Raw genomic sequence first — 22,794 nt, 5'->3', positions numbered from 1 at the left:
ACAACGAAAAGTGCAGTCTCAAAGGAGGGGGGAGTATGGCCGGTCCGGATCACGGCAATTTATATCCGAATGAGAAGCTAAAGTCCGTATGCTATATCGGCAATCTGCCGAAAAGGCCAAATGTCGATATCGGCCGTTATACCTATTACAGTGACAGTAAAAAATCACCGGAGAAGTTTTATGATAACATTGAGCACCATTATGAAATTTTGGGTGATCAATTGATTATCGGCAAGTTTTGCGCAATTGCCGAGGGCGTCCGGTTTATCATGAATGGCGCCAATCACCGCATGGCGGGAATTACCACTTCAAAAAATATTTGATCATCTTGAGGCGCTTGTAGCGGCCAATGATATTGCGACAGTGAAAAGACTGTTGTTAAAGGCCATGCCGGTTAAAAAGCGACTGATGGCAGACTGCAATAAAAAGCCGCCACAGCAAGGCGGCGGCGCATAACAGACCGGATGGGGCGTTCTCAGGAGATTTCACGGGTTAGGCCCGTGTTTTTTTCTTGGAGCGGGCGGCAGGCCCTGTGGACGGGCGGATATGCCAAATATCCGCGGCATACTGACTGATCGTACGGTCGCTGGAGAAGCAGCCGGAGCGGGCAATATTGACAGCGGCCACCTGCCAGCGGCCCGCGTCATCCCGAAACAGGCGGTCAATTTTTTCCTGGGCGTCAAGATAAGCGGCAAAGTCCTGCAATTCCAAAAATGCACCGTTTGTGTGCATAAGGTAGTCATAAAGCGGTTTAAATTCATCTCCTAGAACCGGCAGACTGCCGTCAATCAATTGATTGACGCATCGCCGGATCCGCTCATCCTGATTATAGGCAGTCAGAGGATTGCATTGTCCGGTTTGATAGCAGACCGTCACTTGCTCGGCATTGAGGCCAAAGATGGCAATGTTGTCGTCGCCCACGGCGTCGCGGATTTCGACATTGGCCCCGTCTAGGGTACCGACGGTGATGGCGCCGTTCATCATGAACTTCATGTTGCCGGTGCCGGAGGCTTCTTTACCGGCAGTTGAAATCTGCTCGCTGATGTCGGTGGCGGGAATGATTTGCTCGGCCAGTGTGACGCCGTAGTTTTCGATAAATACAACCTTGAGTTTATTTTGAATTGACTGATCGTGATTGATCACTTTGGCCAGGGTTGTAATCAGTTGAATTATTTTCTTCGCCAGAAAATAGCCAGGGGCTGCCTTCCCGGCAAAGATGAAGGTGCGCGGCAGGATAGCGAGCTGAGGATTGTCTTTCAGCCGGTTGTACAGTTCCATAATGCGCAGGGCGTTCAACAGTTGACGCTTGTAGGCGTGGATACGTTTGACATGGACGTCAAAGATCGACTGAGGATCCAGGGAGATTTGATCTTTGTGTAGAATGAATTTGGCGAGAGCCTGTTTGCGGTACTGCCGGACTGCCGCTAATTTTTGCTGAAACCCGGCATCGCCGGCATAAGGCAGCAGCTTTTCAAGCGATGCCGGACGATGCAGCCAATCGGGGCCGATGGTGTCGGTAATCAGGCCGGCCAGGCCGGGGTTGGCGGCGAGAAGCCAGCGGCGGTGCGTGACGCCGTTGGTTTTATTGTTGAACTTATACGGTGTATGCTGGTAAAACAGCTTCAGCAGGTCAGTTTGCAATATGGTGCTGTGCAGTTGTGCTACGCCATTGACACTGTGGCTGCCAGCTACAGCCAGGTGCGCCATTTTGACATAGCCGTCGGCGATGACGGCCATCGCGGCAATGCGGTCCCAGTCGCCGGGATAACGCTGCCACAGTTCGGCGCAGAAGCGTTCGTTAATCTCGTTCACAATTTCGTATATGCGCGGCAATAGACTTTGAAATTGGCTGATGGGCCATTTTTCAAGAGCCTCGGGTAAAACGGTATGATTGGTATAGGAAACGGTATTGGTCGTGATTTCCCAGGCCTGCTCCCAGCCCATGCCTTCCTCGTCCATCAGGATGCGCATGAGTTCAGGAATGACTAAGGACGGGTGGGTGTCATTGATATGAAGGGCCACCTGGTCGGACAGTGAAGATAAATCATCGCCCTGCTTGCTTTTGATATGACGGATAATGCTTTGCACACCGGCCGAAACCAAAAAATATTCCTGTACCAGCCTGAGATGGCGGCCTTCTTCGTAGCGGTCGTCAGGATAGAGAATTTGGGAGATGGCTTCTACCCAGCTTTTATATTCCAGCAGTTTGCGGAAGTCGTCGGGCGTCATGCTGGAATAGTTTGCAATCAGTTCGTCCCGCACTTCGGCGCTCCATAAACGCAAGGTATTCACCGTATTGTTGTCATAGCCAATGACGGGAATGTCATAAGGAACGGCCTTTACAGCGCCCAGCGGCGAACCGAATTGCACGAAAACGGCTTTGTTGGTTTTGCGGTACTCCCAGATGTTAAGATCCTTTAGCCAGGTATCCGGTTTTTCCATTTGGATGCCGTCTACAATGGCCTGCTTAAACAGGCCGTAAGTATAGCGGATGCCGCAGCCGTGACCGGGAAGGCCCAATGAGGCCAGGGAATCCAAAAAGCAGGCCGCCAACCGTCCTAAGCCGCCATTGCCGAGGCCGGCGTCATGTTCGGCGTCCGCCAGTTCGGTATAGTCAATGCCCAGTTCGGCAAGTGCTTCAACCCAGACATCCCGGAGACCGAGATTGCGCAAATTGTTGTCCAGTAAACGGCCCAACAAAAATTCAACAGAAAAGTAGTAGACCTGTTTTTGTTTTTGGGTACTGTAGCGGCAGCTGGTATCCACCCAGCGCTGTCCGATTTGGTCGCGGACCAGGCTGGCTAGCGCGGTATATTTGTTGTAGAGGGTTGCTTCATCGAGACTGACTCCAGCCAGCGCTAATAACCGTTTCTGAAAAGCTTCCTTGCATTGCTGCTTTGTTAACAAGGGTTATCTCCTCCTTTTGTTGGCAAGCAACGGTAAACGCAGCCGGCTGTCCTTCTGAGTATGCTGCCGGTTGTGAGCCGGTTTGCTCCGCAGCGCGGGCCAGTTTAGTTCACGCAGGCATGATTTTCCTTTGTTGGAAAGTTTAAGCAATATTAATTTGAATTAATTCAAATTATAAACTTTGTCAAAAGATGCTGTCAAGGACTAATTGTCCGGTTTCTTTGGCTGTTACGGGGTTTATTACGGCAGCTGTTTTCCTGCCGCCCCGCACCGAATAAGCGGATTGGATAAACACTCTTTAAAAAAACAGGTCCTTATGCTACAATAAGAAAAATGTTGAGACACTTTTTCAGTTTTGCCAGGGGTGGCAGAAGGAGAGGAATTTTATGTATTATGTGCAAGAGATTACTGAAAAAATTTTCTGGGTAGGCGGCAATGACCGGAGACTGGAGCGATTTGAAAATATGTTTCCCATTCCTCAGGGGGTGGCCTATAATTCCTACCTGATTATGGATGAGAAAACGGCGCTTATTGATACTGTCGATGCGGCCATCAGCGCGCTGTACCTGGAAAATGTAACCCATGTGCTTGATGGACGCCCGCTGGATTATCTGATCGTCAATCATATGGAACCGGATCATTGCGCTAATATTGAAGAATTGGTGCGGCGTTATCCCGGTGTAAAAATTGTAGGAAATAAAAAAACCTTTCAGTTCATTGAACAATTCTATTCATTTAATTGCCAAGAAAACTATCATGAGGTGAGAGAAGGCGAAGAGCTTGCTCTGGGGGAGCGCACTCTTCAGTTCTTTTTTGCGCCGATGGTCCATTGGCCGGAGGTTATGGTTACTTATGAGCAGAAAGAAAAAATCCTTTTTTCGGCTGACGCCTTTGGTTCCTTTGGCGCTCATCCCGGTACCCTGTTCAGTGATCAGGTGGATTTTGAGCACTTCTATTTAGATGAAGCCAGGCGCTATTATACGAATATTGTCGGCAAATACGGCCTGCAGGTACAGGCGGCGCTGAAAAAGCTTTCGTCGCTGGATATCCGGATGATTTGTTCGGTGCATGGCCCTGTCTGGCGCCGGAACCTTTCTTATATTCTCGACAAATATGACCGCTGGAGCCGGTATGAACCGGAGCAAAGAGGCGTGGTGCTGTTTTATGCCTCAATGTATGGCAACACCGAAAATGTCATGAACCGGATTGCCGGTAAGCTGGCGGAAAAAGGCGTTCGTGATATGCGGATGTATGATGTGTCTAAAACGCATGCCTCTTATATTATTGCCGATGCGTGGAAATATAGTCATCTGGTCATCGGTTCGCCGACCTATAACATGGGCTTGTATTTTGTCATGGAAGCTTTGCTGCACGAAATGGCCGGTTTAAATTTTCAGAACCGCAAGGTGGCGCTGGTCGGCAATTATACCTGGGCCTGCAAATCAGTTCCGGCGATGCGCAATTTAGTGGAAAATATGAAAAAGATGGAGATTATTGGCAGCCCGTTTGAGGTCAACTCTTCGATGAAAGCAGCGCAAGAGCCGGAATTGGACAAACTGGTCGACGATATTTATGCGTCACTGCTTGCCGAAGGATATCGTAATGAAGCGGACTAACCAGCCGCTTTACGCGCACTGTACCGGACGGCTGGTTCGGGTGCAGACTCCGTTGCCCGCAGAGACTGCGGCCAGCCGAAATTAGAAAAGACATGACAGGCCTATGGCCTGTCATGTCTTTTCTTTCTATATAGATATGCTTGTACCTGGCAGGCTGCCTGCACAGGGCAGAACGGCAGTCAGCTGTTGGCGGTGTTGGAATCAAGCCCGCATTGGGCTGGCCGTTCCTGACGGTGTTTTTGTTTTAAGGCAACGCGCCAGGCGGCAATTGCCAGTAATGTGCCCAGCAGGGCGGCTGTCAAATCAACGCCGGCGGTCATCCAGTCGCTGCGGGCAATGGCCGGCAATAATCCGACATTGGTGGTAAGGGCGTTAAGGACCGGCAAGCCAATGCAAAGCCCGGCGGCAATGCCCAATTGCTCGGCCCAGGCCCGCAGCGGCGGGCGCAGAAAGGCATGGATCAGCATAAGCAGCCATAGGCCGAAAAATACCGTGATTTCGGCGTCAGCCCGGTCTTTAAGCGCCGGCGGCAGCAGGCGGTTGGCCCAGAGATAAGCGGCGCAGGCAATGATGACGCCGGCCACAGCCGTAGTGTTCAGCGCTTCAATGGCGCGATACATCAATTGCGCCGCCTCGCTGCTCCGGGCATAGCGGCTGCGGCGCTTGACAGTGAAAAATATCAGTCCGGCGGCAATCATCACGCAACTGACCAGGCCGGCGGTAAAATAAAGCCAGGATACGGGATACCCGCCAAACCTGGCGATGTGCAGGCCGACCAGTGAACGGACGGTCTGCACATATTTATTCCAGGTGGTCTGACTGCCAAGCAATTCGCCGGTAATTCCATCAAAAGCAGCCCGGTTGCTAATGGCGACAATGGTGTCGTCAACCGTGCGGAAAAAGGTAACAACCGCTTGACGGTCACCGGGATGAGTGATCCGGATGAAGGAAATTTTACCTTCCCCCAGTTCGGCCTCAGCCAGTGGCAGGAGCTGGGAAAGCGGCATTAATTCTCCCGGTAGATTGGCGCGGGGGCGTTCAAAGTTTTGGCCCGCCACTGCTGCCGGGCCGTTCCAGGAACTGCCGTACAGCACCCGGGGAATGGTCGGCAGCACCATGAAAAAAGTAACGGTCAGGCCGGTGTAGGTAATCAAAAGGACAAAAGGCAGGGTGAACACACCGGTCAGTGTATGGGCGCTCAGCCAGTTTTTTCGCCAGCGCAGCAGGAAAAAATCCTTAAAGACCTGCGTACGGATGGCAATACCGGATACCAGTGCGGCCAGCATGACGACCGAAGCTAAGCTGACCAGCCATAAACCGGTTTTGCCGCTGTGCAGCTGAAAATGAAAATGGGCCAGAAAGTGACCGCCTTCGGTCTCGCGAGACTTAATGATGGTTCCTGTTTGCGGGTCAAGCTGTCTTTCTAATGTCGCTTTGCCTTTTTTCCAGATAATCTCCATGCCTGGCGAGCGTTCCTGAGGCATGGAAATCATCCAGGTATCGGCATTGGGGGCAATCTGACGAAGTTTTTGATCGGCTGAGACCACCGCCTGTACCGGTTCGGTTTGCGCAGGCCTGACCGCGGGCTGCATCCAGTGGGTGATTTCCTGTTCGAATACCGACAGGGTGCCGGTAAAAAAAATAACGAAGAGCAGCCAGCCGAACACTAATCCGCCCCAGGTATGCAGTTCGCTCATTGCCCGGGTAAAGGTTCTGTTTAATTTAGAATGATTCATGAAGTTCTCCTCTAGTTTGTCCAGGCGGCAATCAGCGCCAGCAGGCCGCTCAGCAGGATCACGTTCCACAAATCCCGCCAGGCGCGCTGGGCGGTGGGGGCGGCAAAAACCCACAGCAGCGTTGCCGGATAAATAAGGGCCGGCAACAATGCTGTAAAAAACAGCACGTCGACTTTGGGCCAGGGCAGCAGCAGCGCCAGGGCGGTGAGGACGCTGGCATTCAGCGCATAGCCGCCGAAAATGGCGGCCAGAATGCGCAGGATGGTTTGGGTTGTTGGATCGGCGCCGGCTAAAAGCTGTTTCAGTTGGTTAAACGCATCAAGTATGGTGGTATTCACTACTGATTCCCTCGTTTATAACTGCATTGTGGCCGATAGTTTAAAGGTGCGGGAGTTGGCTAACGTGACATATCCGTCGGCAAAGGAACCGCTCCAGTAATTCCTGTCAAACACATTTTCGACACTAAGCCGGTAGGTGACCGGTACCTTATTAATTTCAGTTTTGTAGCGTGCGCCGATATCATAACGTATCCAGCTTGGGATTTCCACCGTGTTTTGGGAATTGGCATATTGTGAACTGCTGAAAATTGCCCGGACGCTCAAGGTTAAATCAGGGTTCCAGGGAGTATCCCATTCTACGCCCAGATTGGCCTGATATTTAGGGACGCCGTACGGCGTATGGCCTTGTTTCGCGCTTGCTTCGCGGGTATATTCGGCGCGGGTATAAGCGATGCCGCCCAGCAGCCGTGTGTTGTCGTTTATTGTGCCAAAAGTGCTCCATTCGATCCCTCGGCTGCGCTGTTCCGCATCATCACTGACGATGATGGTGCCGTCGCTTTGGGTCTGTGTAAGTAAACTTGGTTTTTCAATCTGATAAAAGCTCAGCGTATTGGCGAAGGTACCACGATCCCATTTTGCGCCGAATTCATATTGCTTGCTTTTGTACGGCGCAAATACTTCTCCATAGTTTACTGCAGCTGTATTGGTTACTTCCGCACCTGGAGTTAGTCCTTCGATAAAATTGGCATACAGTGATACGGGGGCATCCCACGGTTTGACGACCAGCCCGATTGCCGGAGTGGTAGCGTCTTTATCATACTTGCTGGTCAGGGCGCCGGTTGTCAGGTTGAAGTTTTTTGTTTTCACATTTTGCCGTCGTACGCCCAGCGTTAACTGAACTTTTTCCTCATTAAAGGAAAGCGTATCGGCGATAAACAAGCCGGAAAGATTTGTTTCGCTGGTTTTGTTTGGTCTCGACGACGATCCCATTTCTTCCAGAATAGAAGTCAGCGATGTCGGATTGTAGATGTTTGTCGGAACAGCTTGATTCCCTGTCCTAGAAGGACTATTGGTTCTGCCATAGTCCTGGTGCATGGAATTGTAACCGACAACAAGCTCATGGTTGACCAAGCCCGTCTGGTATTTTCCGCGCACGCCCAAGTCTGTTGTAATGATGTCAGACCACATATTCTGATTATAGAGCCAGAGCATGCCGTCTCCGTTAGACTGGAAGTTCCGGACGTGATTGCCGGTGATAAAGCCGGCTGCCCTGTGGGCTTTCTTCCCAATACCGGCATAGGCAGTTACATTGTCCTGCAGATCATATTCGCTTTTAAACAGAATACCATTATTCCGGGATACGCCCCACGTTCCTTTATGCACATTGGTCGAGCCGTCCGGCGCTTTGACGTAGCCGTTTGATAATTGATAGCTGACGGCCGAGCCGTTATCATATTTTTCCTCCGAGCCGAAGGCATCCAGTGACAGGCGCCATTTGTCGCTGCGATAATCCAGGCCCAGCGCACCTAGCAGCCGTTCCTTGGACTGACCGTCGGTCTCAGTATTGCCGTCGCCATACACGCCGTTGAAGCGAATGCCCCATTCCTTGTTTTCGCCAAAGCGTCGTCCGATATCAATATGGCCGCCCAATTGGGACGAGGAGGTATAGTCGGCGGTAAAGGCGGTGACATCCTCATCACCGGCGCGCTTGGGCACCAGGTTGATGGCGCCCCCCACTGAGGTGCTGACGCCGCCGTAAAGAAAAGAACTGGGTCCTTTGAGCACTTCCACCCGTTCCAGAAATTCAACGGGGGCATGATTGTCCGGGGCCAAACCCTGCAGACCGTTAAAATACAGATGGTCGTTAGAGACGCCGAAGCCGCGGATAGTATAGTTTTCCATGATATGTCCGTTAGGCGTGGTGAATCGGATGGTCGGATCATTGATGAGCACGTCGTATAGGGTAGCGGCCTGCTGGTCTTCCATGGTCTGGGCGGTATAACTGGTGACGCTGAAAGGCGTATCCATAAAATCCTTGTTGCCCAATACGCCGACATTGCCGCCGCGGGCGACCTGGCCGCCGGCGTAGGCGGGCGGGCGCGTTTCACGGCTGGCGGTAATTTCAACACCTTCCAGGGTAAAGACACGCTGTCCCGCGGTTTGGCCGGAGGAGGCCTGCCCTTGCGTGGTTTGTTCAGCCGCTGGGACGGGTTCCGGCGTTTCTTCGGCATAAGTTACCGGGGCATGCCAAAAGAGGCTGCTGCCGATCAGGGCGTAGAGCAGGCTCTTTCTGGTGCGGGATGTTGTTTTCTGCATACTGCTTCGACTCCTTCGCATAGATGGTGTGACTTTTTTGGGTATGTAATTATAATTTCAAGCACTAAATGAGGATTAATCTCAGTACTTATCCAATAGAGTAGCAAGAGCAAGCGCCGGAGTAAATGGATATATTTCTAAACAGACCTGGACTATTTCCCAAATACAGAAATATAAGGTTTTGGAGAAAAGGCTTTTTTCAAGGCTCAACGGGGGGAAGTCTTTATTGACAAGGCTTCGCTCAAATTTGATAAACTTAGTGATTACTTATATCATGCTGATGATGGCAGTAATTTGGTAAAGTAAAAAAGCCCCTTTAGGGGGGCTTGAGTGTAAGGTTTTAATTGTTTGACCGGCGCTGGCTAGAAGCGTTTTAGCGAGCTGTACAGGCATTACGTCGGCTAGAAGAAAGCTGGACAGCTCAGTGTCAGACATCTTCTTGCCTTGGTCCGCCAAGCCACGTTATGAAACTGGTCGGCCAGTGAGGGCGGGTTGTAAATGTTGGTTGGATAGTTACCGGTGCCTTGATTAAAAGTAGTGGAATAGTCCTCAGCCAAAAAGCTTGAACTTAAAACAAGCTGATGCTTTACTGAACCGGTTTGGTAAGTGCCGCGCAGTCCCAGTTCGGAGGAAGTGGTGTCGGTCCTGGATATATTTTCAAATTAGCCTGGACTATTTCCCAAATATAAGGAATAATCTGGAATTATGTTAATTAGGCTGTTATAAAGCTTACTAAGCAGAGAATTTATTGACAAGGGTTGGCTAAAAAAATTATAATAATTAATGATAATTAATATCATGTTGATAGCGAGGCAGACAAAATGCCACAGTGATATTGCTTAATTAACCTAAGGAGGCAGCCTCAGAATGAATGTGGATATCAATGAACTGGCGCATTATTATGCTAAAATAAATATTAGCATTATTGATGTCGGCCGAGTTGTTGTGCCTTCTGGAAAACGATGCTTTGGCGGATATACCCCTCCCTTTTCAGGGGTGGTCTTTCCATTGCGGGGCCGGGCGCGGATGTTTTTTAACGGTGTGCCTTATGAAATGGAATATGGAAAGGTTTTCCATGCCGGCCCGAATATGTCTCTGGATAAAGAAGTGTTGAGCCGGTCAGTATGGGATTTTATGGTTGTCCACTATCAGGCGGATAATAATGAAAAAGATTCCTTTCCTTACGCTTTGGCTCACTTTCAACTGGAGCCTGGCTATAATACCCGCATCAATGACCTGCTGCACCGGCTGCACAGTAGTTGTACAACACCGGGCCGCCTGCCGGAGCTGCGGGCTAAATCGCTGTTTTTCAGTATTCTGGATGAGCTTGTGACCAGTGCCAGCCAGCGGCGCAATCAGAGCGGACGGGATATTGTGGAGCAGGCGATTGAGTACATTAAGAGCCATTATATGGAACCGCTCACTGTACCAGGGCTGGCGGGGCAATATAGCCTGAACAGCAAGCAGTTTGCTTATTTGTTTCAAAAGCATACCGGCATGGGGCCGAACGAATATCTGATCGAGCAACGGGTTCGCCGCGCCAAGGAGCTGCTATGCACCACAGCTTGCTCGGTAGCGGAAATTTCAGCTTGCGTCGGTTATTCCGATCCTTACTATTTCAGTAAGCTATTCAAAAAGCGCACCGGTTTTTGTCCAAGTACACTGCAAAGCTACCTGGGAAAAAATACAGGCTGAATTTAAGCGCGAATTTGACTCTATAATATTTATATACCGCCGGTACAAATCATCCTGCCCGACAAAAACTCACGAACCAATCAGGGTTCGTGAGTTTTTGTCGTCACTGACGCTTGCATAATGTTCTTTTATTTTATATGATATCATAAAAGAACATAGCGCTATAAAGATTTATACTATCCAAAAGGAGAGAAAGAATGGCAAAATGGTCAAAAGAAGAATGCAATTGCGCAATTATCTATACATTATCGGTGGTTGGCGGTAAATGGAAGTGGCTGATTATGTATAAGCTGTCGGAGAACGGTGTGTTGCGATATGGTGAACTGAAGCGGGTGCTGCCGTTAATTACACACAAAATGCTGAGTCAGCAGCTAAAGGAACTTGAAGTGGAACAGCTGGTTTATCGCAAGGAATATCAGCAAATTCCGCCCAAGGTAGAATATTCACTAACAGACAAAGGCAGAACACTGTTGCCTATCATGGATCTCATGTCTCAATGGGGCAGCGAAAACAGGCCGCCGGGGATATCACCCGGGGATAATTGAAATTTAGTTTTTCTTAATATAAAATAAAACAGTATACTTGTCAAAAGCAATCAAGGGAAAGGAAGCTATTTCAACTGTGAGAAAAGTGAGGTTTCAACTCGGCATTCAGGCCAAAGTGGCGATTATTATATTTTTCACCACAGTTGCTACCGGAGTGGCTGTTTTCGCCACCGTTTATTTATCCGCTTATCAGGATATGATTAATAATTTTATTGTTCGCAGCAACAGGGTGTATGGTTACGCCAGTAAGGCTGTTCCTGTTGAAAGCTTTAGCCTGCTGAACAACCGAGAGGACCAGGCTACTGACATTTATCGCAAGGCCCAGGCTGAACTTAATGTTTTTCGGTTTCTCGCCAATCTCCGTTATTTGTATACTGCCAAACGCGATGCTGACGGTCAGTTGATTTATTTGATCGACGGTCTGAACAACAATGCTGCTGACATCCGGCAGGTTGGCGATCCGGTTGAGCCGCAAATTCAGGAATACCTGGCGCGTTGTCTGGCCTATGGAGAGCCGCAGTATTCCGATGATATTCTGGTGACCGATTGGGGAGAGATCTTTGTTTCTATCTGGCCTGTCAGGGACGCTGACAATAGGGTGGTTGGTGCAATCTGCATGGAATTTGACGCCGAACGATGGTATGATGCATTTCAGAATATCCGCAATCGCAGTCTTCTGATTTCCACGCTTATTTTTCTGTTTTTTGCCCTCAGCGGCTGTATTTTGTTTAGACGGGTTTCTGATTCCTATTTTAAAAAACTAGCGTATACCGACGCTCTGACCGGGGTCGGCAACCGGATGGCGTTCGAACTGGATATTGCCCGCCTGCAGCCGGCTCTGCCTGAGTCAAGCGTTTGCCTGGTGGTTTTTGACCTTAATTGTTTAAAGCAGGTGAATGATGTATATGGGCATGCGGTAGGTGACCAGTATATAAAAAAAGTGGCGGAATTAATTTCAATGTATTTTGACGGGCTGGGTGCTTGTTACCGGATCGGCGGGGATGAGTTCGCGGCAGTGTTGATCAATCAAAGCGAGCAAGAGATTAACGCCGGCCTGGCGCAATTAGAAATTGGTCTGCACAATGCCAGCGCTGAAGGGATACCATTGTCTGTCGCTTACGGCCAGGCCTGGTTTACTATGGGGGAGGATGATGATCTGCATTCGGTTTTTGTTCGAGCTGACAGCGCCATGTATAGTAATAAGCGCCAAGGCAAAATTCAGGATAAAACGAAATCCTGCCAATAAGCCTAAGATCATCACAGCATAGGATGTTCTGCTGTGATGATCTTAGGCTTTTATTTATTCTTTAGCTGGCAAAATCACTGGCTGAATCCGGATTTGGACGGCTTTTTCCGTCTAAAATGGCGGCATTAAAATTCAATTGACAATGATTATCATTAGGGATATACTTGGTAATGAATAAAGCCTGGAACTTACAATAATATAGAGCACTACATGAACCGGATAAGGTAAGTTTTAGGTTGTTGGTGGCAACTGCTTGCTTGGCATTTTGCGGAGTTGTTACTATAAACTCGGAGTACTATCGGATTTAAGGAGTGATTTTTGCAGTGGAAATGGGTGGTAACGGGTTGTTAGTGAAGAAACTGTGGCAGGAACAGCGTTGTTCTTTTTGTAACAGGCTATTGTTTAAAGGCCGTTATGAATTGCTTGAAATAAAATGCCCCAAGTGCGGTGCTGTTCAAATTTTCAGTTCGGAAGGTCTGCCACAGCGACCCAAGCGAGTTATTGCTTTAAATGCTTCGAATGTCGATCTTTATTATGCCGCCGGCGGACGGTTAGTTGGCCGGCCCAATACGAACGCGCTTGCCCCGGAGATACTGCAGAAGATCAAGGATGTTCCCGCGGTAGGCAATACTGCTAACCCTGATATTAAACAAATCTTAGCTTTAAGGCCTGATTTGGTACTGGCGCCAAGCCTGCCTTTTCATCAAAGGATTATTCCGGCACTGGAACAGGCCGGTATTCCAGTATATGTACAGTCGTTAAACTCCTACCCGCAAATTATCGATGTTTTGCATTTTTATGGTTATCTTACCGGTCAGGAACAGCAGGCGCATACTGTGGTGAAAAATCTGGAGCGGCGGGTCAGGCTGCTGGAGGGAAAAGCCGGCGGCAAAAGTAAACCGCGTGTATTGATTATCTGGGGGTCGGGCGATCATTTCAATATGGCGTTGTCCGGCAGTTTCACCGGTCAATTGGCCTGCCGGTTGCAGGCGGTTAATATTGCCGATGAATTAACTGAAAGTGTCCAGCCGGAAATGCCGTTTGCGCATTTGCGACTGGATGCTGTCGCCGCTGCCAACCCGGATATCATTCTATTGATTACTCATAATATTGAAGCTGAAGTGATTGACAAATTTAACCAGGAGCTTGTCCGGCATCCTGTCTGGAAAGGCATAAAAGCCGTAAAGGACAACCGGGTGTATAAATTGCCTTATTCTTTATTTGCTGTTAACCCCGGCACGAGGATAGTGGAGGCTTTGGAATATTTGTCAGGCTTGCTGTATCCTGAGATGGGCCGGAGCGGTTAACTGGCAAAGTAAAAACAAGGGGGGCGGCGGAGGAATGCCGTACCCCCTGTTTTTAGGCTTAAAGCCGTTCACCTATGGCTGCTAGCGGGGAAAACGAAGAGAACAGGTTTGATTTATACATCCTGATATTGACATAATTTATTATCTGTTATAATATTATGAAAAAAGAATATTTTACCAGGGGAGCGAAGAGTAACAACTAACACAGCAATGCCGCTGTATGTTTAGTTGGCTTTTTTATGTAAGTTACTTTCGCAGTTAGCCGTAGGGGACGGTCGGAAGCTGTAGTTGACGCAGAATAATTGAATGAGGTGAGGAGTATGTTTGCCAGAAAGAGCCTAAAGTACAAACTGGTTGTTTTATTTATGATATTTACATTACTGCCTGCGATTCTCGGTACATTAGTTAATGCCGGCCTTAATATCATTGGAATGCGGGATGCGGCCATACAGGCCAATTTAAATGTGACAAAGCAAATTTCAAGTGAAGTTAAGCGTCATATGGATAATGCGCAGGGGCTGATTGAAGCCTTAGCCGCTTCACCGCCGGCAACTCAGTTCAATGCAGAATCGTTGCGGGAGCTGGTGCTTGCAGCCCAGCAAAAAAATCCTCAATTTGAACTTATTTTTGTAATGGATAACACCGGCATGCAGGTTGCCCGCACTACCGGCAATCTGGCAAATCGTTCCGACCGGGCTTATTTTAAAGAAGCAATGACGGGCGTTACCTATTTTACCGATGTCTATATGTCTTCTTTTACCAATGCACCTTGTGTTACCGTTTCTGCGCCAATTAAAAATAAGGATGGGGCAATCATCGGTGTAATGGCCGCCGATGTCAGCATCAAGGCCTTATGGGATATTGTTGAGCAGTGTACGATTGGCAAAACAGGGTATGTTGATGTTGTGGACCAAAAAGGGACGATCATTGCCCATCCTGACAGGGAGCGTATTTTTGCGAAGGATGATTTTTCGCGGTTTGATTATGTGAAAAATGTAATTGCAGGTCAAACTGGCTCCGCGGAAACAATTTCAACGCGAGGAGATACAACGTTAACCGTCTATGCGCCGGTCGAAAAATATGGCTGGGGCGTTATCATTCATGAACCGATACTGGAGGTTTTTTCTTCCTTAATATATTCAAGCATAATTGCGGGGGCGATTTTACTGCTGGCAATTGTTGCCGCCGTCTACGCGGCCTTTAAGGTTGCCGGCGGTATTGTAAATCCCCTGAAAGAATTAATTGCAGCGGCTGATAAAGTGGCCAATGGCGATCTTACCAGTAATATTGAAATCAAAGGAGCGGCTGAGGTTACTCAGCTTGCTGATGAATTTAACATAATGACCAGGCAATTACGGGAGCTGATTGTCCAAACAGCTGCAACCGCCCAAACAGTAACAACAGCATCAGAGCAATTAGCGGCGGCAATTTCTGAAGTGGGCAAAGCTTCGGAAGAAGTTGCGACAACAGTGCAGCATGTTGCTGCAGGTACGGGCGAACAAGTTGAATTAGCCAAAAAGTCGACGCAGGTAATCGGCAGTATGGTTGCGTTCGGCGCAGAGTCCACTAAGGCCGCCGATACTGCCGCCAATGCGGCTGAAAGCAGTGAATATCTGGCCGATCAGGGAGCCGGCCAGTCCCAAAGCGCTGTGACGGCAATGGGCCAGATTCAGGCCGATGTTAATCATACCGCTAAAATGATTCATCTGTTAGGCGATAAATCACGCCAAATTGGCAATATTGTTGATACAATTACCGGGTTGGCCGGTCAAACCAATCTCCTGGCGCTTAATGCCGCCATTGAGGCCGCCCGGGCGGGTGAGCAAGGACGGGGCTTTGCCGTAGTTGCCGATGAGGTGCGGCAACTGGCGGAGCAATCTGAAACTGCGGCCAAGGAAATCGCCGGCATTGTTGGCTCTATCCAGAAGGAAACTCTTGAAGCCGTTAAGGCCATGGACCGCGGCAGCAAGGAAGTGGCTGACGGAGTGGCGGTGGTAGCGGCTTCAGGAACCGCCTTTCGGGATATACATCAGTCAGTTAAGGATATTAACCGGCAAATCAAAAATATTGTGGAACTTGCCAAGCAGCAAAATGCAGGCAGTGTTCAAGTCGAGCAAGCGGTACGTCATATTTCGGATGTGGCGCAGGCGAATGCAGCCAGTGCCGAGCAGGTTGCAGCCGCCAGCCAGCAGCAAAATGCCGCCGTACAGGAGATTGCCGCATCGGCCGCGAGTTTAGCGCAAATGGCGAATGAACTGCGTACTGCGGTCAGTAAGTTTTCCGTTTAACGGCAAGCCTGTATAAGGCAAATAAACTATTTCTTGACATAATTCCAAGAATTCGTTATAATATACTTTGTCGTCACGTTAGTGATGATAGCGTGGTGGCTGTGGTGAAGTGGTTAACACGGCGGATTGTGGCTCCGTTATCCGAGGGTTCGAGTCCCTTCAGTCACCCCAAATTTATTTGGGGCGTAGCCAAGCTGGTAAGGCACGGGACTTTGACTCCCGCAGGCGTTGGTTCGAGTCCAGCCGCCCCAGCCATAGATATATGATCCACTAGCTCAGTCGGTAGAGCACCTGACTTTTAATCAGGGTGTCCCGCGTTCGAGTCGCGGGTGGATCACCATTGTAATTCAAGTCTTCCGGACGCAGGTCCGGGGGCTTTTTTTGTTTTGGAAACGATTCCGGTTAGGTGATTCGGCTCTTAGTCAATCATTTCCGGCGTTTTTCAGGCCAAACTGCGGAAAAACAAAGGCTTTCCGCTATTAAAAATATTAAACAGTGCGCCGGGTTGCTCTGCTGGTCCAATTATTTGCGCTTGCGCAGTATGTACAGCTTGCTAAAAGGAGATATTTCTAATAGGATTTAATTAAACGGTAATAGTGCAATTAAGCTGTGGCTTTTTAGTTGATATTATTAGACCGGCCTCTGCAGGCTGAGCAGAGGGAAAGTGTAAGTTTGGTCAATCATAGGGAGGGAGCTAATATGTTCGGCAAACGAATGCGTCATATCAACCGATACCGGGAAGTGGCGACAGCTTTAATTAGTCAGGGGTTTGGGTATATTGTCGAAGAGATGGGGCTCATTGAAAAGGTGCCCTATTATCAGCGGATACGTTCAAGGGACGCAAATAAAAACACAGGAGGAATCGGAGAACGTATTAGGCTGGTGCTGCAGCAATTAGGGCCGACCTATATAAAACTGGGTCAGATTGCAAGTACCAGACCAGATCTCCTGCCTCCGGCAATTATTGAGCAATTGGAAAAGCTGCAGGATGAGGTTCCGGGGTTTTCTTTCGATCAAGTTCAGGCCTTGATTCAGCAGGAACTGGGAGCTGACCTGGAAGATATATTCCAGCAATTTGATCAGCAGCCGCTAGCCGCCGCTTCAATTGGACAAGTTCACCTGGCTGTTTTGCAAACCGGTGAAAAAGTAGCGGTGAAAATCCAACGACCAGGTATTGCAACTGATATTGCAACGGATTTGGAAATTCTTTATGAGCTGGCCAGCCTGGCCCAGCGGCGTTTTCAGTGGGCGGAACGATATCAAATCGTGGACATGGTTGATGAATTTGCCAAATCGCTTAGTAAAGAGCTTGATTATACTGTTGAAGCCCGCAATGCCGAGAAGATTGCCAAGCAATTTGAGAATCATCCGGAAATTTATATCCCCCGTATTTATTGGGATTATTCAACCAAAAAAATCTTAGCTTCAGAATTTATTGAAGGTATGAAGATTAGTGAAGTGGAAAAGCTGACATGTCAGGGTTACAATCTTTCGCTGATTGCCGAACGCTTTGCGAATGGGATTTTCCACCAGATTTTTATTGAAGGTTTCTTTCATGGTGATCCCCACCCAGGCAATGTAGTGGTACTGCCGGGAGAGGTTATTGCTTTCCTGGATTTCGGGATGGTGGGCCGGCTTAGTCAGGAAATGAAATATAATTTATCTTCGTTGGTGATTGGCTTAATGCGCCACAACTCGGATGATTTAATTAAAACAGTACTGCGCATGGGCATTATTGGCGATCAGGTGAATATGTTGAAGCTGAGAGATGATGTTGAGCTTTTAAAGGAACAATATTATGGAGTTCCGTTAAGCAAAATCAGCCTGGGAGACGCCGTCAACAATTTTTTTGCCGTTGCCCAGGAGCATAAAATAAGAATTCCAGCAGATATGGTTTTAATTGGCAAGTCGCTGCTTACAGTGGAAGGCATTGTCGAAAAACTCGATCCAGGATTGAGCATTCTTGATGTTGCTGAGCCTTTCGGAAAAAAATTACTGATGGAGCGGCTAAACCCAATAGGAATTGCAGAATCATTATGGCGAAACGCCGCCGATTTTGCTGAGCTTTTCGGTGGTATTCCCGGGAGCTTTAAAGAGTTGGGTACTGTGGTAAACAAGGGCCGTCTACGGTTGGATGTTTCTATCCCGGAAATGGAGTTTTTTTTGCGAAACCAGGACCGGATGAGCAACCGATTGTCCTTTAGTATTATTCTCCTGGCGTTTAGTATTATTATGGGAAGTGTTATTGTCAGTCTGTCCCTGGTTGGTCAAGCCTGGTTAATAGGAAAAATTCCTATTGTTGAAATCGCGTTTGGCATTGCCGTGATGATGTTTGCCTGGCTGTTGTTTGCAATTGTACGCTCGGGAAAACTCTAGCCAGGCGGCCTTTAGAAGGGCAACAAGGGTTTCTGTCTTCACCTCGCAGGTCGAAAAAATCTACGTTGTCTAAAACTAACATCTAACCTTGCCAAGGCACTAGAGAAAATACTAGACAAAGACTATGTATTATGTTATCATAATACAGGTCGGGCGGCGGATAGCCTGGACGACGAAATGCGGGAGTGGCGGAATTGGCAGACGCACCAGACTTAGGATCTGGCGGGGCAACTCGTGGGGGTTCAAGTCCCTTCTCCCGCACCAACCATATCGCAAAAGTTTATTTTGAACTGAATTACTACTTCGGTGGGATAAACAGTGACTTTATTTACAAAATTGTCAATTACAGCACAGAGATCTTCCGTGCTGTTTTTATTTTTCAGCGCGTTATGATTTCATAAATCCGGTTAGCGATGTACGCTGGCCGGTTTAATTTTTTTCTCTGACAAAATATGACAATGGTTTTTATATAATCAGGTATAAAAACGAATTAAGGGGAGATTTGCTGTGAAAATGAGAAAATCAATTGTGCTATCCAGTTTCTTTTATGGCATTGCCGCTTACAAAGGAATGCCGCCGGAAATAAAAGCTAAATTACTAGACGGCCTGGAAAAAACAGTAAACGATTCTGCGTACATAAAGACTATGCACAAGTCCGGCATGGAAGTCAACTATTTAGGGCATGAAGAATTTTTTGAAAATTGGCTTGTTGATACTAGAATGCTTACGAAAGTAGTCAAAGAATCCGGCATTGCTGAAAAAATAGCGGAGCAGAAAAAATAAGACACATACAGAGGATCAGATGGCGGATAAAATAATGACGAAAGAATTACCGAATCCCTTTAGGGATTCGGTAAAGTAATCAGTGCCGGATGGCTTAAAGAAAAAACCGGCGTCCTTTAGGCGCCGGAACTGCGGGAAGCTGTCACTGCGGGAAATGGCGGGCAAGTTTTGTTAAAGGCGTTTGCTTTGAGGAGGAACAGGAATCTCGAAAAAATGAGGAAAAGCCGGATCATGGCGCACCGCTCTTTGTGAGCGGTTTTTTATGACAAGAAAGCTTCCTGATTATATAAGATGATTTTTTTAAAAATATGAAGGAATTTGGTATAATTTGTAGAAAATAATACTTTTTAGAAGGGGGATAGAAGAGGAGGGCGAATATTGAAAAAATGGCATATCTATTTAGGAGCTTTATTTTTTTTAGCATTCGTTATTATATCAGACTACATTACTGCAAAAAACAGCTTGATCTTTGTATTGCAGGATGATTTTTGGCGAATAGTTAAAGCTATGTCATTGTTTAACTTAGGACTTAAAATAATAGCAATCATATTGGCGGCAAAACTACTATTACATTTTATACCGCACTAAAAGTATTATACAAATAAATGAATCTCGCCAGACGGCGCTCCTTGAATTAATAGGATACAGTAACATCAAAGGGCAAAGTCTGGCGATGGATTTTTGAGCGATTCTTCCGAACCAACTCGGTAAATATGAGGCTCTGCGTTATGCAGAGTCTTTTTGCTGCTCAAATATGGCAGGTATTTTATCTGGGCTGATGCAGTCGCTTATAACTGTAACAGCTACGGGGATATATTGCAGAGGCTGCGGCATAGAGCCGAAAAACGCTGGCGAATTAAAGATATTTGGCTGGCGCGTATCCTGATACTTTGAGCGATCATAAAATGGAGTATAGAGGGAAAGTGAATGAAGGGTAATCGGGGTGGATCCGTTTTGTCGCCGAAACGGGCATTACCCAGGCTGAAGTACAGACTTATTTCTGCTGGTGAGCAGGCGCGGATTATAGAATTACCGGCTTCTCAGCGAGCAGGCTAATTTCAATGACGCCAAGCAGGCTGAATTAAAGGAGCGTGTTACACATGGAGGCAGGCAATCTTAAACAAGATGTGCTGACCTTTGTCAAAACCAATTGGAAATACATTTTGGGGCTGGTCTTAGTACTAGTTCTATTGTTTTGGGGCAAGCAAGAATACCAGCAGTGGAAGCAGCACATTATTGAGCAGGCCAATCAGGCGTCAGCTTCACAAGTGCAGACTGTCACCCTGCCGCCGCAGGTCATTTACACCAATACCGAAACAATCCGGGAGGTTGCCGTCCAGGCTCCTTCACAACCGGGAGCGGTGCTGTCATTTGTGGAGCGGGAGGGTAAGGTGATTGCTGTTGTGAATGGACAGGAGGTCGAAGTGCCAAATGTGACCGGCCAGCCAGCGTTAAAATTAGGCGAGAATGGTGAACTGCGTCTAACCTCGACCACTACGGCCCGGATTGATGTTACCGAGCTGGCCAATGCGCAGGCGCAGCTCATTGCGAATCAGGAACTGGAAAAGCAGGCTGTAGTGTATAAGAAGGAGCTGGATAAAGAAAAATCCGCTCGAAAGAAAGAGCGGGTGATATGGATCGTTGGTACTGCCGTTGGCGGATATTTATTGACAAGGTAGAATGTATTTGCGGCTTTGCGTCTATCCCCTGAGGGTGTCTGCGGGGCGCCCCGCTCGCTATAAATAATTGTTTGCATTGATGATGTCATATGTTATTATCAAAACATATGACAGGCAACTGCGATGAAACCCTGTTTGCCGGGGACAATCCAATGTTTTGATGGCCGTCTAACCAGCGCCGTTCAAATTATTATGAAGATGGGCAGGCTGTTGACATTAGAGGCAAGGCCAACCTGCAATTGGCGTTGGCTTTCTATTTCCTTAACATTTGGAGGAAGCAAAAATGAATGGATATGCGTTATTAGCGATAGCTATTGTTTGTGAAATCTTTGCAACATCAATGTTGAAAGCTTCTGCGGGCTTTACAAAGCTTGTCCCCGCGACTCTATTCGTTATGGTCATGAGTACTTCGTTCTATATGCTTTCAAGGGCCTTGACCCAAATACCCTTGAGCATAGCCTACGCTATTTGGTCAGGCGTAGGCACGGCATTGACTGCAGCGGTAGCCATATTCCTTTGGAAGGAGCCTATTAATATTTATACTTTTGCTGGCATAGTATTGATTATAATTGGCGTAATACTGCTTAATTTAAAAGGTGCTGCACATTAAAACGGCCGGATGTTCTGTTCGTTTCCAATTTCAGCAATTCCGGCATAAGCCCGTACCACCGCGAGAGGACATGCTACAGGAAGCGACTGGGCGAAATCCCTGTTTCAGGAGGGGTTGCCTGTTTTATCTTTTTCGTCCAAGTGCTTACTGGCCGCAGGCTGTAAATCAGGTGCGCATTTTATTGCCATATCGCTTTCCTGCCACAGTTGATAAGCATACAGGAAAAAAGCAATTATGGTAGATAAAAGCAGAATTTGCAGGTCGGATATATGAATATCGAGAATACCACGCCGAGAGAACCACCTTAGTATAAAAACAGACAATACTGAATCTATGATTAGATTAGTAGCGAGGTATTTTAGAAAGTTTCTGTAAGTGAACTTGAAAATCCAGATAATACCTACTAAATAGCCACTATATGAGATAACTGGGATATTGATTAACGGAAATATATTTTCATAAACTACCCACCAGCCCAAAGATATGCCGACTTCCGTGAGAAATGTAGTAATAAGGCTTCCTAATAATGCAACCGGCATGTAGCGTTTAAGATCCTCTTTTTTTAGAAAAAAGACAGATACCCAAGGTAGTATAACACTTGCCCACAATATTGTTTGATTGCTCAATGTATATCATCTCCCGCTAAGTTCTACTATAAGTATTGCTTTTTTTCTGGTAATTATGTGAAATACGGCAATGGCGGTAGAACTTCAATAAAGAACAGCAAAAAATCAGTCTGTCAATCTGGCAGACTGATTTCCTTTTATTACCGCTTTACATTTTAGAACAAATGTTCTAAAATCGCAATTACAAACATATGTTCTAATGGTGGTAAATATGAAACGCACAATCCTGCATGTAGACCTTAACAATTTCTATGCCAGTGTCGAGTGCCTCTATCGGCCGGAACTGCGCGATAAGCCGGTCATTGTCTGCGGCGATGCCGAGGCGCGGCATGGTATTGTACTCGCCAAGAACTATCCGGCCAAAGCCTATGGCATTAAAACCGGGGATGTTATCTGGCAGGCGAAACAAAAATGTCCCGGTTTAATAACGGTGCCGGCAAACTTCCGGCAATATCTTCGCTTTTCCAGGCTGGCCCGTGAAATATTTGCCGACTACACCGATTTGATAGAGGAGTTCGGTGTGGATGAGGCCTGGCTGGATGTTAGTGGCTCTGTGTGGCGGTACGGAAGCGGCCGGTCAATTGCCGGTGAAATACGCCGGCGCTTTAAAACAGAGCTTGGGTTAACCGGCTCTGTCGGAGTTTCGTTCAATAAAATATTCGCCAAACTGGGCAGCGATATGAGAAAGCCGGATGCAACAACCGTGATTGCCGAAGATAATTTCCGGGAAGTCGTTTGGCCGCTGCCTGTTGGCCAATTGCTCTATGTTGGCCGGTCAACATAGAG

17 protein-coding genes, 4 tRNA genes and 1 pseudogene are annotated in these 22,794 nt (G+C 47.7%); 17 read left to right on the top strand and 5 right to left on the bottom strand.

What is annotated here, in order from left to right:
* Positions 1-35 precede the first annotated feature (35 nt).
* Positions 36-308 (top strand): annotated as a pseudogene (locus BLR06_RS04655) (acetyltransferase); the annotation flags it as partial.
* Between the two features lie 184 nt (positions 309-492).
* Here the strand turns inward: BLR06_RS04655 and BLR06_RS04650 are convergent.
* The gene (locus tag BLR06_RS04650) at positions 493-2,907 is read right to left on the bottom strand and encodes a glycogen/starch/alpha-glucan phosphorylase (protein WP_092068916.1); all 2,415 of its coding nucleotides are present in this window, start codon (positions 2,905-2,907) and stop codon (positions 493-495) included.
* Between the two features lie 386 nt (positions 2,908-3,293).
* Between BLR06_RS04650 and BLR06_RS04645 the strand changes: the two genes are divergently transcribed.
* On the top strand, positions 3,294-4,523 hold the full coding sequence (locus BLR06_RS04645; RefSeq protein ID WP_092068913.1) for an FprA family A-type flavoprotein: 1,230 nt from the start codon (positions 3,294-3,296) through the stop codon (positions 4,521-4,523).
* 179 nt (positions 4,524-4,702) lie between these two features.
* Here BLR06_RS04645 and BLR06_RS04640 read toward each other — a convergent pair whose 3' ends face one another.
* Genes BLR06_RS04640 through BLR06_RS04630 form a run of 3 tightly spaced genes read right to left on the bottom strand, consistent with a single transcriptional unit; the run spans position 4,703 to position 8,853 of the window.
* Complete coding sequence (locus BLR06_RS04640) at positions 4,703-6,259, bottom strand: PepSY-associated TM helix domain-containing protein (RefSeq protein WP_092068910.1); 1,557 nt, start codon at positions 6,257-6,259, stop codon at positions 4,703-4,705.
* 11 nt (positions 6,260-6,270) lie between these two features.
* Complete coding sequence (locus BLR06_RS04635; RefSeq protein ID WP_092068908.1) at positions 6,271-6,597, bottom strand: hypothetical protein; 327 nt, start codon at positions 6,595-6,597, stop codon at positions 6,271-6,273.
* Positions 6,598-6,612: 15 nt separating this feature from the next.
* On the bottom strand, positions 6,613-8,853 hold the full coding sequence (locus tag BLR06_RS04630; RefSeq protein WP_092068905.1) for a TonB-dependent receptor: 2,241 nt from the start codon (positions 8,851-8,853) through the stop codon (positions 6,613-6,615).
* Positions 8,854-9,720: 867 nt separating this feature from the next.
* Here BLR06_RS04630 and BLR06_RS04625 point away from each other — a divergent pair.
* From BLR06_RS04625 to BLR06_RS04560, 14 genes are all read left to right on the top strand, one after another.
* Complete coding sequence (locus BLR06_RS04625) at positions 9,721-10,548, top strand: AraC family transcriptional regulator (protein ID WP_092068902.1); 828 nt, start codon at positions 9,721-9,723, stop codon at positions 10,546-10,548.
* 197 nt (positions 10,549-10,745) lie between these two features.
* The gene (locus BLR06_RS04620) at positions 10,746-11,093 is read left to right on the top strand and encodes a winged helix-turn-helix transcriptional regulator (RefSeq protein ID WP_092068898.1); all 348 of its coding nucleotides are present in this window, start codon (positions 10,746-10,748) and stop codon (positions 11,091-11,093) included.
* A 76-nt stretch (positions 11,094-11,169) separates the two neighbouring features.
* Complete coding sequence (locus tag BLR06_RS04615) at positions 11,170-12,339, top strand: sensor domain-containing diguanylate cyclase (RefSeq protein WP_092068895.1); 1,170 nt, start codon at positions 11,170-11,172, stop codon at positions 12,337-12,339.
* Positions 12,340-12,689: 350 nt separating this feature from the next.
* The gene (locus BLR06_RS04610; RefSeq protein ID WP_245698042.1) at positions 12,690-13,646 is read left to right on the top strand and encodes a helical backbone metal receptor; all 957 of its coding nucleotides are present in this window, start codon (positions 12,690-12,692) and stop codon (positions 13,644-13,646) included.
* A gap of 320 nt (positions 13,647-13,966) precedes the next feature.
* The gene (locus BLR06_RS04605; RefSeq protein WP_092068892.1) at positions 13,967-15,934 is read left to right on the top strand and encodes a methyl-accepting chemotaxis protein; all 1,968 of its coding nucleotides are present in this window, start codon (positions 13,967-13,969) and stop codon (positions 15,932-15,934) included.
* Positions 15,935-16,029: 95 nt separating this feature from the next.
* A tRNA-His gene (locus tag BLR06_RS04600) sits at positions 16,030-16,105 on the top strand.
* 8 nt (positions 16,106-16,113) lie between these two features.
* Positions 16,114-16,189: transfer RNA gene (locus tag BLR06_RS04595), tRNA-Gln, on the top strand.
* A 9-nt stretch (positions 16,190-16,198) separates the two neighbouring features.
* Positions 16,199-16,274, top strand: a tRNA-Lys gene (locus BLR06_RS04590).
* 359 nt (positions 16,275-16,633) lie between these two features.
* Positions 16,634-18,310 (top strand): ABC1 kinase family protein, encoded by a 1,677-nt coding sequence (locus BLR06_RS04585; RefSeq protein ID WP_092068889.1) that lies wholly within the window; start codon positions 16,634-16,636, stop codon positions 18,308-18,310.
* Positions 18,311-18,489: 179 nt separating this feature from the next.
* Positions 18,490-18,574: transfer RNA gene (locus BLR06_RS04580), tRNA-Leu, on the top strand.
* A 243-nt stretch (positions 18,575-18,817) separates the two neighbouring features.
* A complete protein-coding gene (locus tag BLR06_RS04575; protein WP_092068886.1) occupies positions 18,818-19,093 on the top strand; it encodes a type 2 periplasmic-binding domain-containing protein in 276 nt (91 codons plus the stop codon).
* Positions 19,094-19,471: 378 nt separating this feature from the next.
* Positions 19,472-19,681, top strand: coding sequence for a hypothetical protein (locus BLR06_RS04570; RefSeq protein ID WP_092068884.1), 210 nt, complete (start codon positions 19,472-19,474; stop codon positions 19,679-19,681).
* A gap of 512 nt (positions 19,682-20,193) precedes the next feature.
* Positions 20,194-20,772 carry a hypothetical protein gene (locus BLR06_RS04565; RefSeq protein WP_092068881.1) on the top strand — a complete coding sequence of 193 codons (579 nt, stop codon included), beginning with the start codon at positions 20,194-20,196 and terminating at the stop codon, positions 20,770-20,772.
* A 283-nt stretch (positions 20,773-21,055) separates the two neighbouring features.
* A complete protein-coding gene (locus tag BLR06_RS04560; protein ID WP_092068878.1) occupies positions 21,056-21,382 on the top strand; it encodes a DMT family transporter in 327 nt (108 codons plus the stop codon).
* 104 nt (positions 21,383-21,486) lie between these two features.
* Here the strand turns inward: BLR06_RS04560 and BLR06_RS04555 are convergent, their stop codons facing one another.
* Positions 21,487-22,008, bottom strand: a complete 522-nt coding sequence (locus tag BLR06_RS04555) for a hypothetical protein (RefSeq protein ID WP_092068875.1) — start codon at positions 22,006-22,008, stop codon at positions 21,487-21,489.
* Between the two features lie 211 nt (positions 22,009-22,219).
* Between BLR06_RS04555 and BLR06_RS04550 the strand changes: the two genes are divergently transcribed.
* Entirely contained in the window at positions 22,220-22,792 is a 573-nt protein-coding gene (locus tag BLR06_RS04550) for a DNA polymerase Y family protein (protein WP_245698018.1), read from the top strand.
* Positions 22,793-22,794 lie beyond the last annotated feature (2 nt).

It is taken from the genome of Dendrosporobacter quercicolus, from assembly GCF_900104455.1.
Taxonomy (GTDB): Bacteria; Bacillota; Negativicutes; order DSM-1736; family Dendrosporobacteraceae; genus Dendrosporobacter; species Dendrosporobacter quercicolus.
The sequence above is the reverse complement of the archived record's forward strand: the minus strand, read 5'-3'. Positions and strand labels throughout refer to the sequence as shown.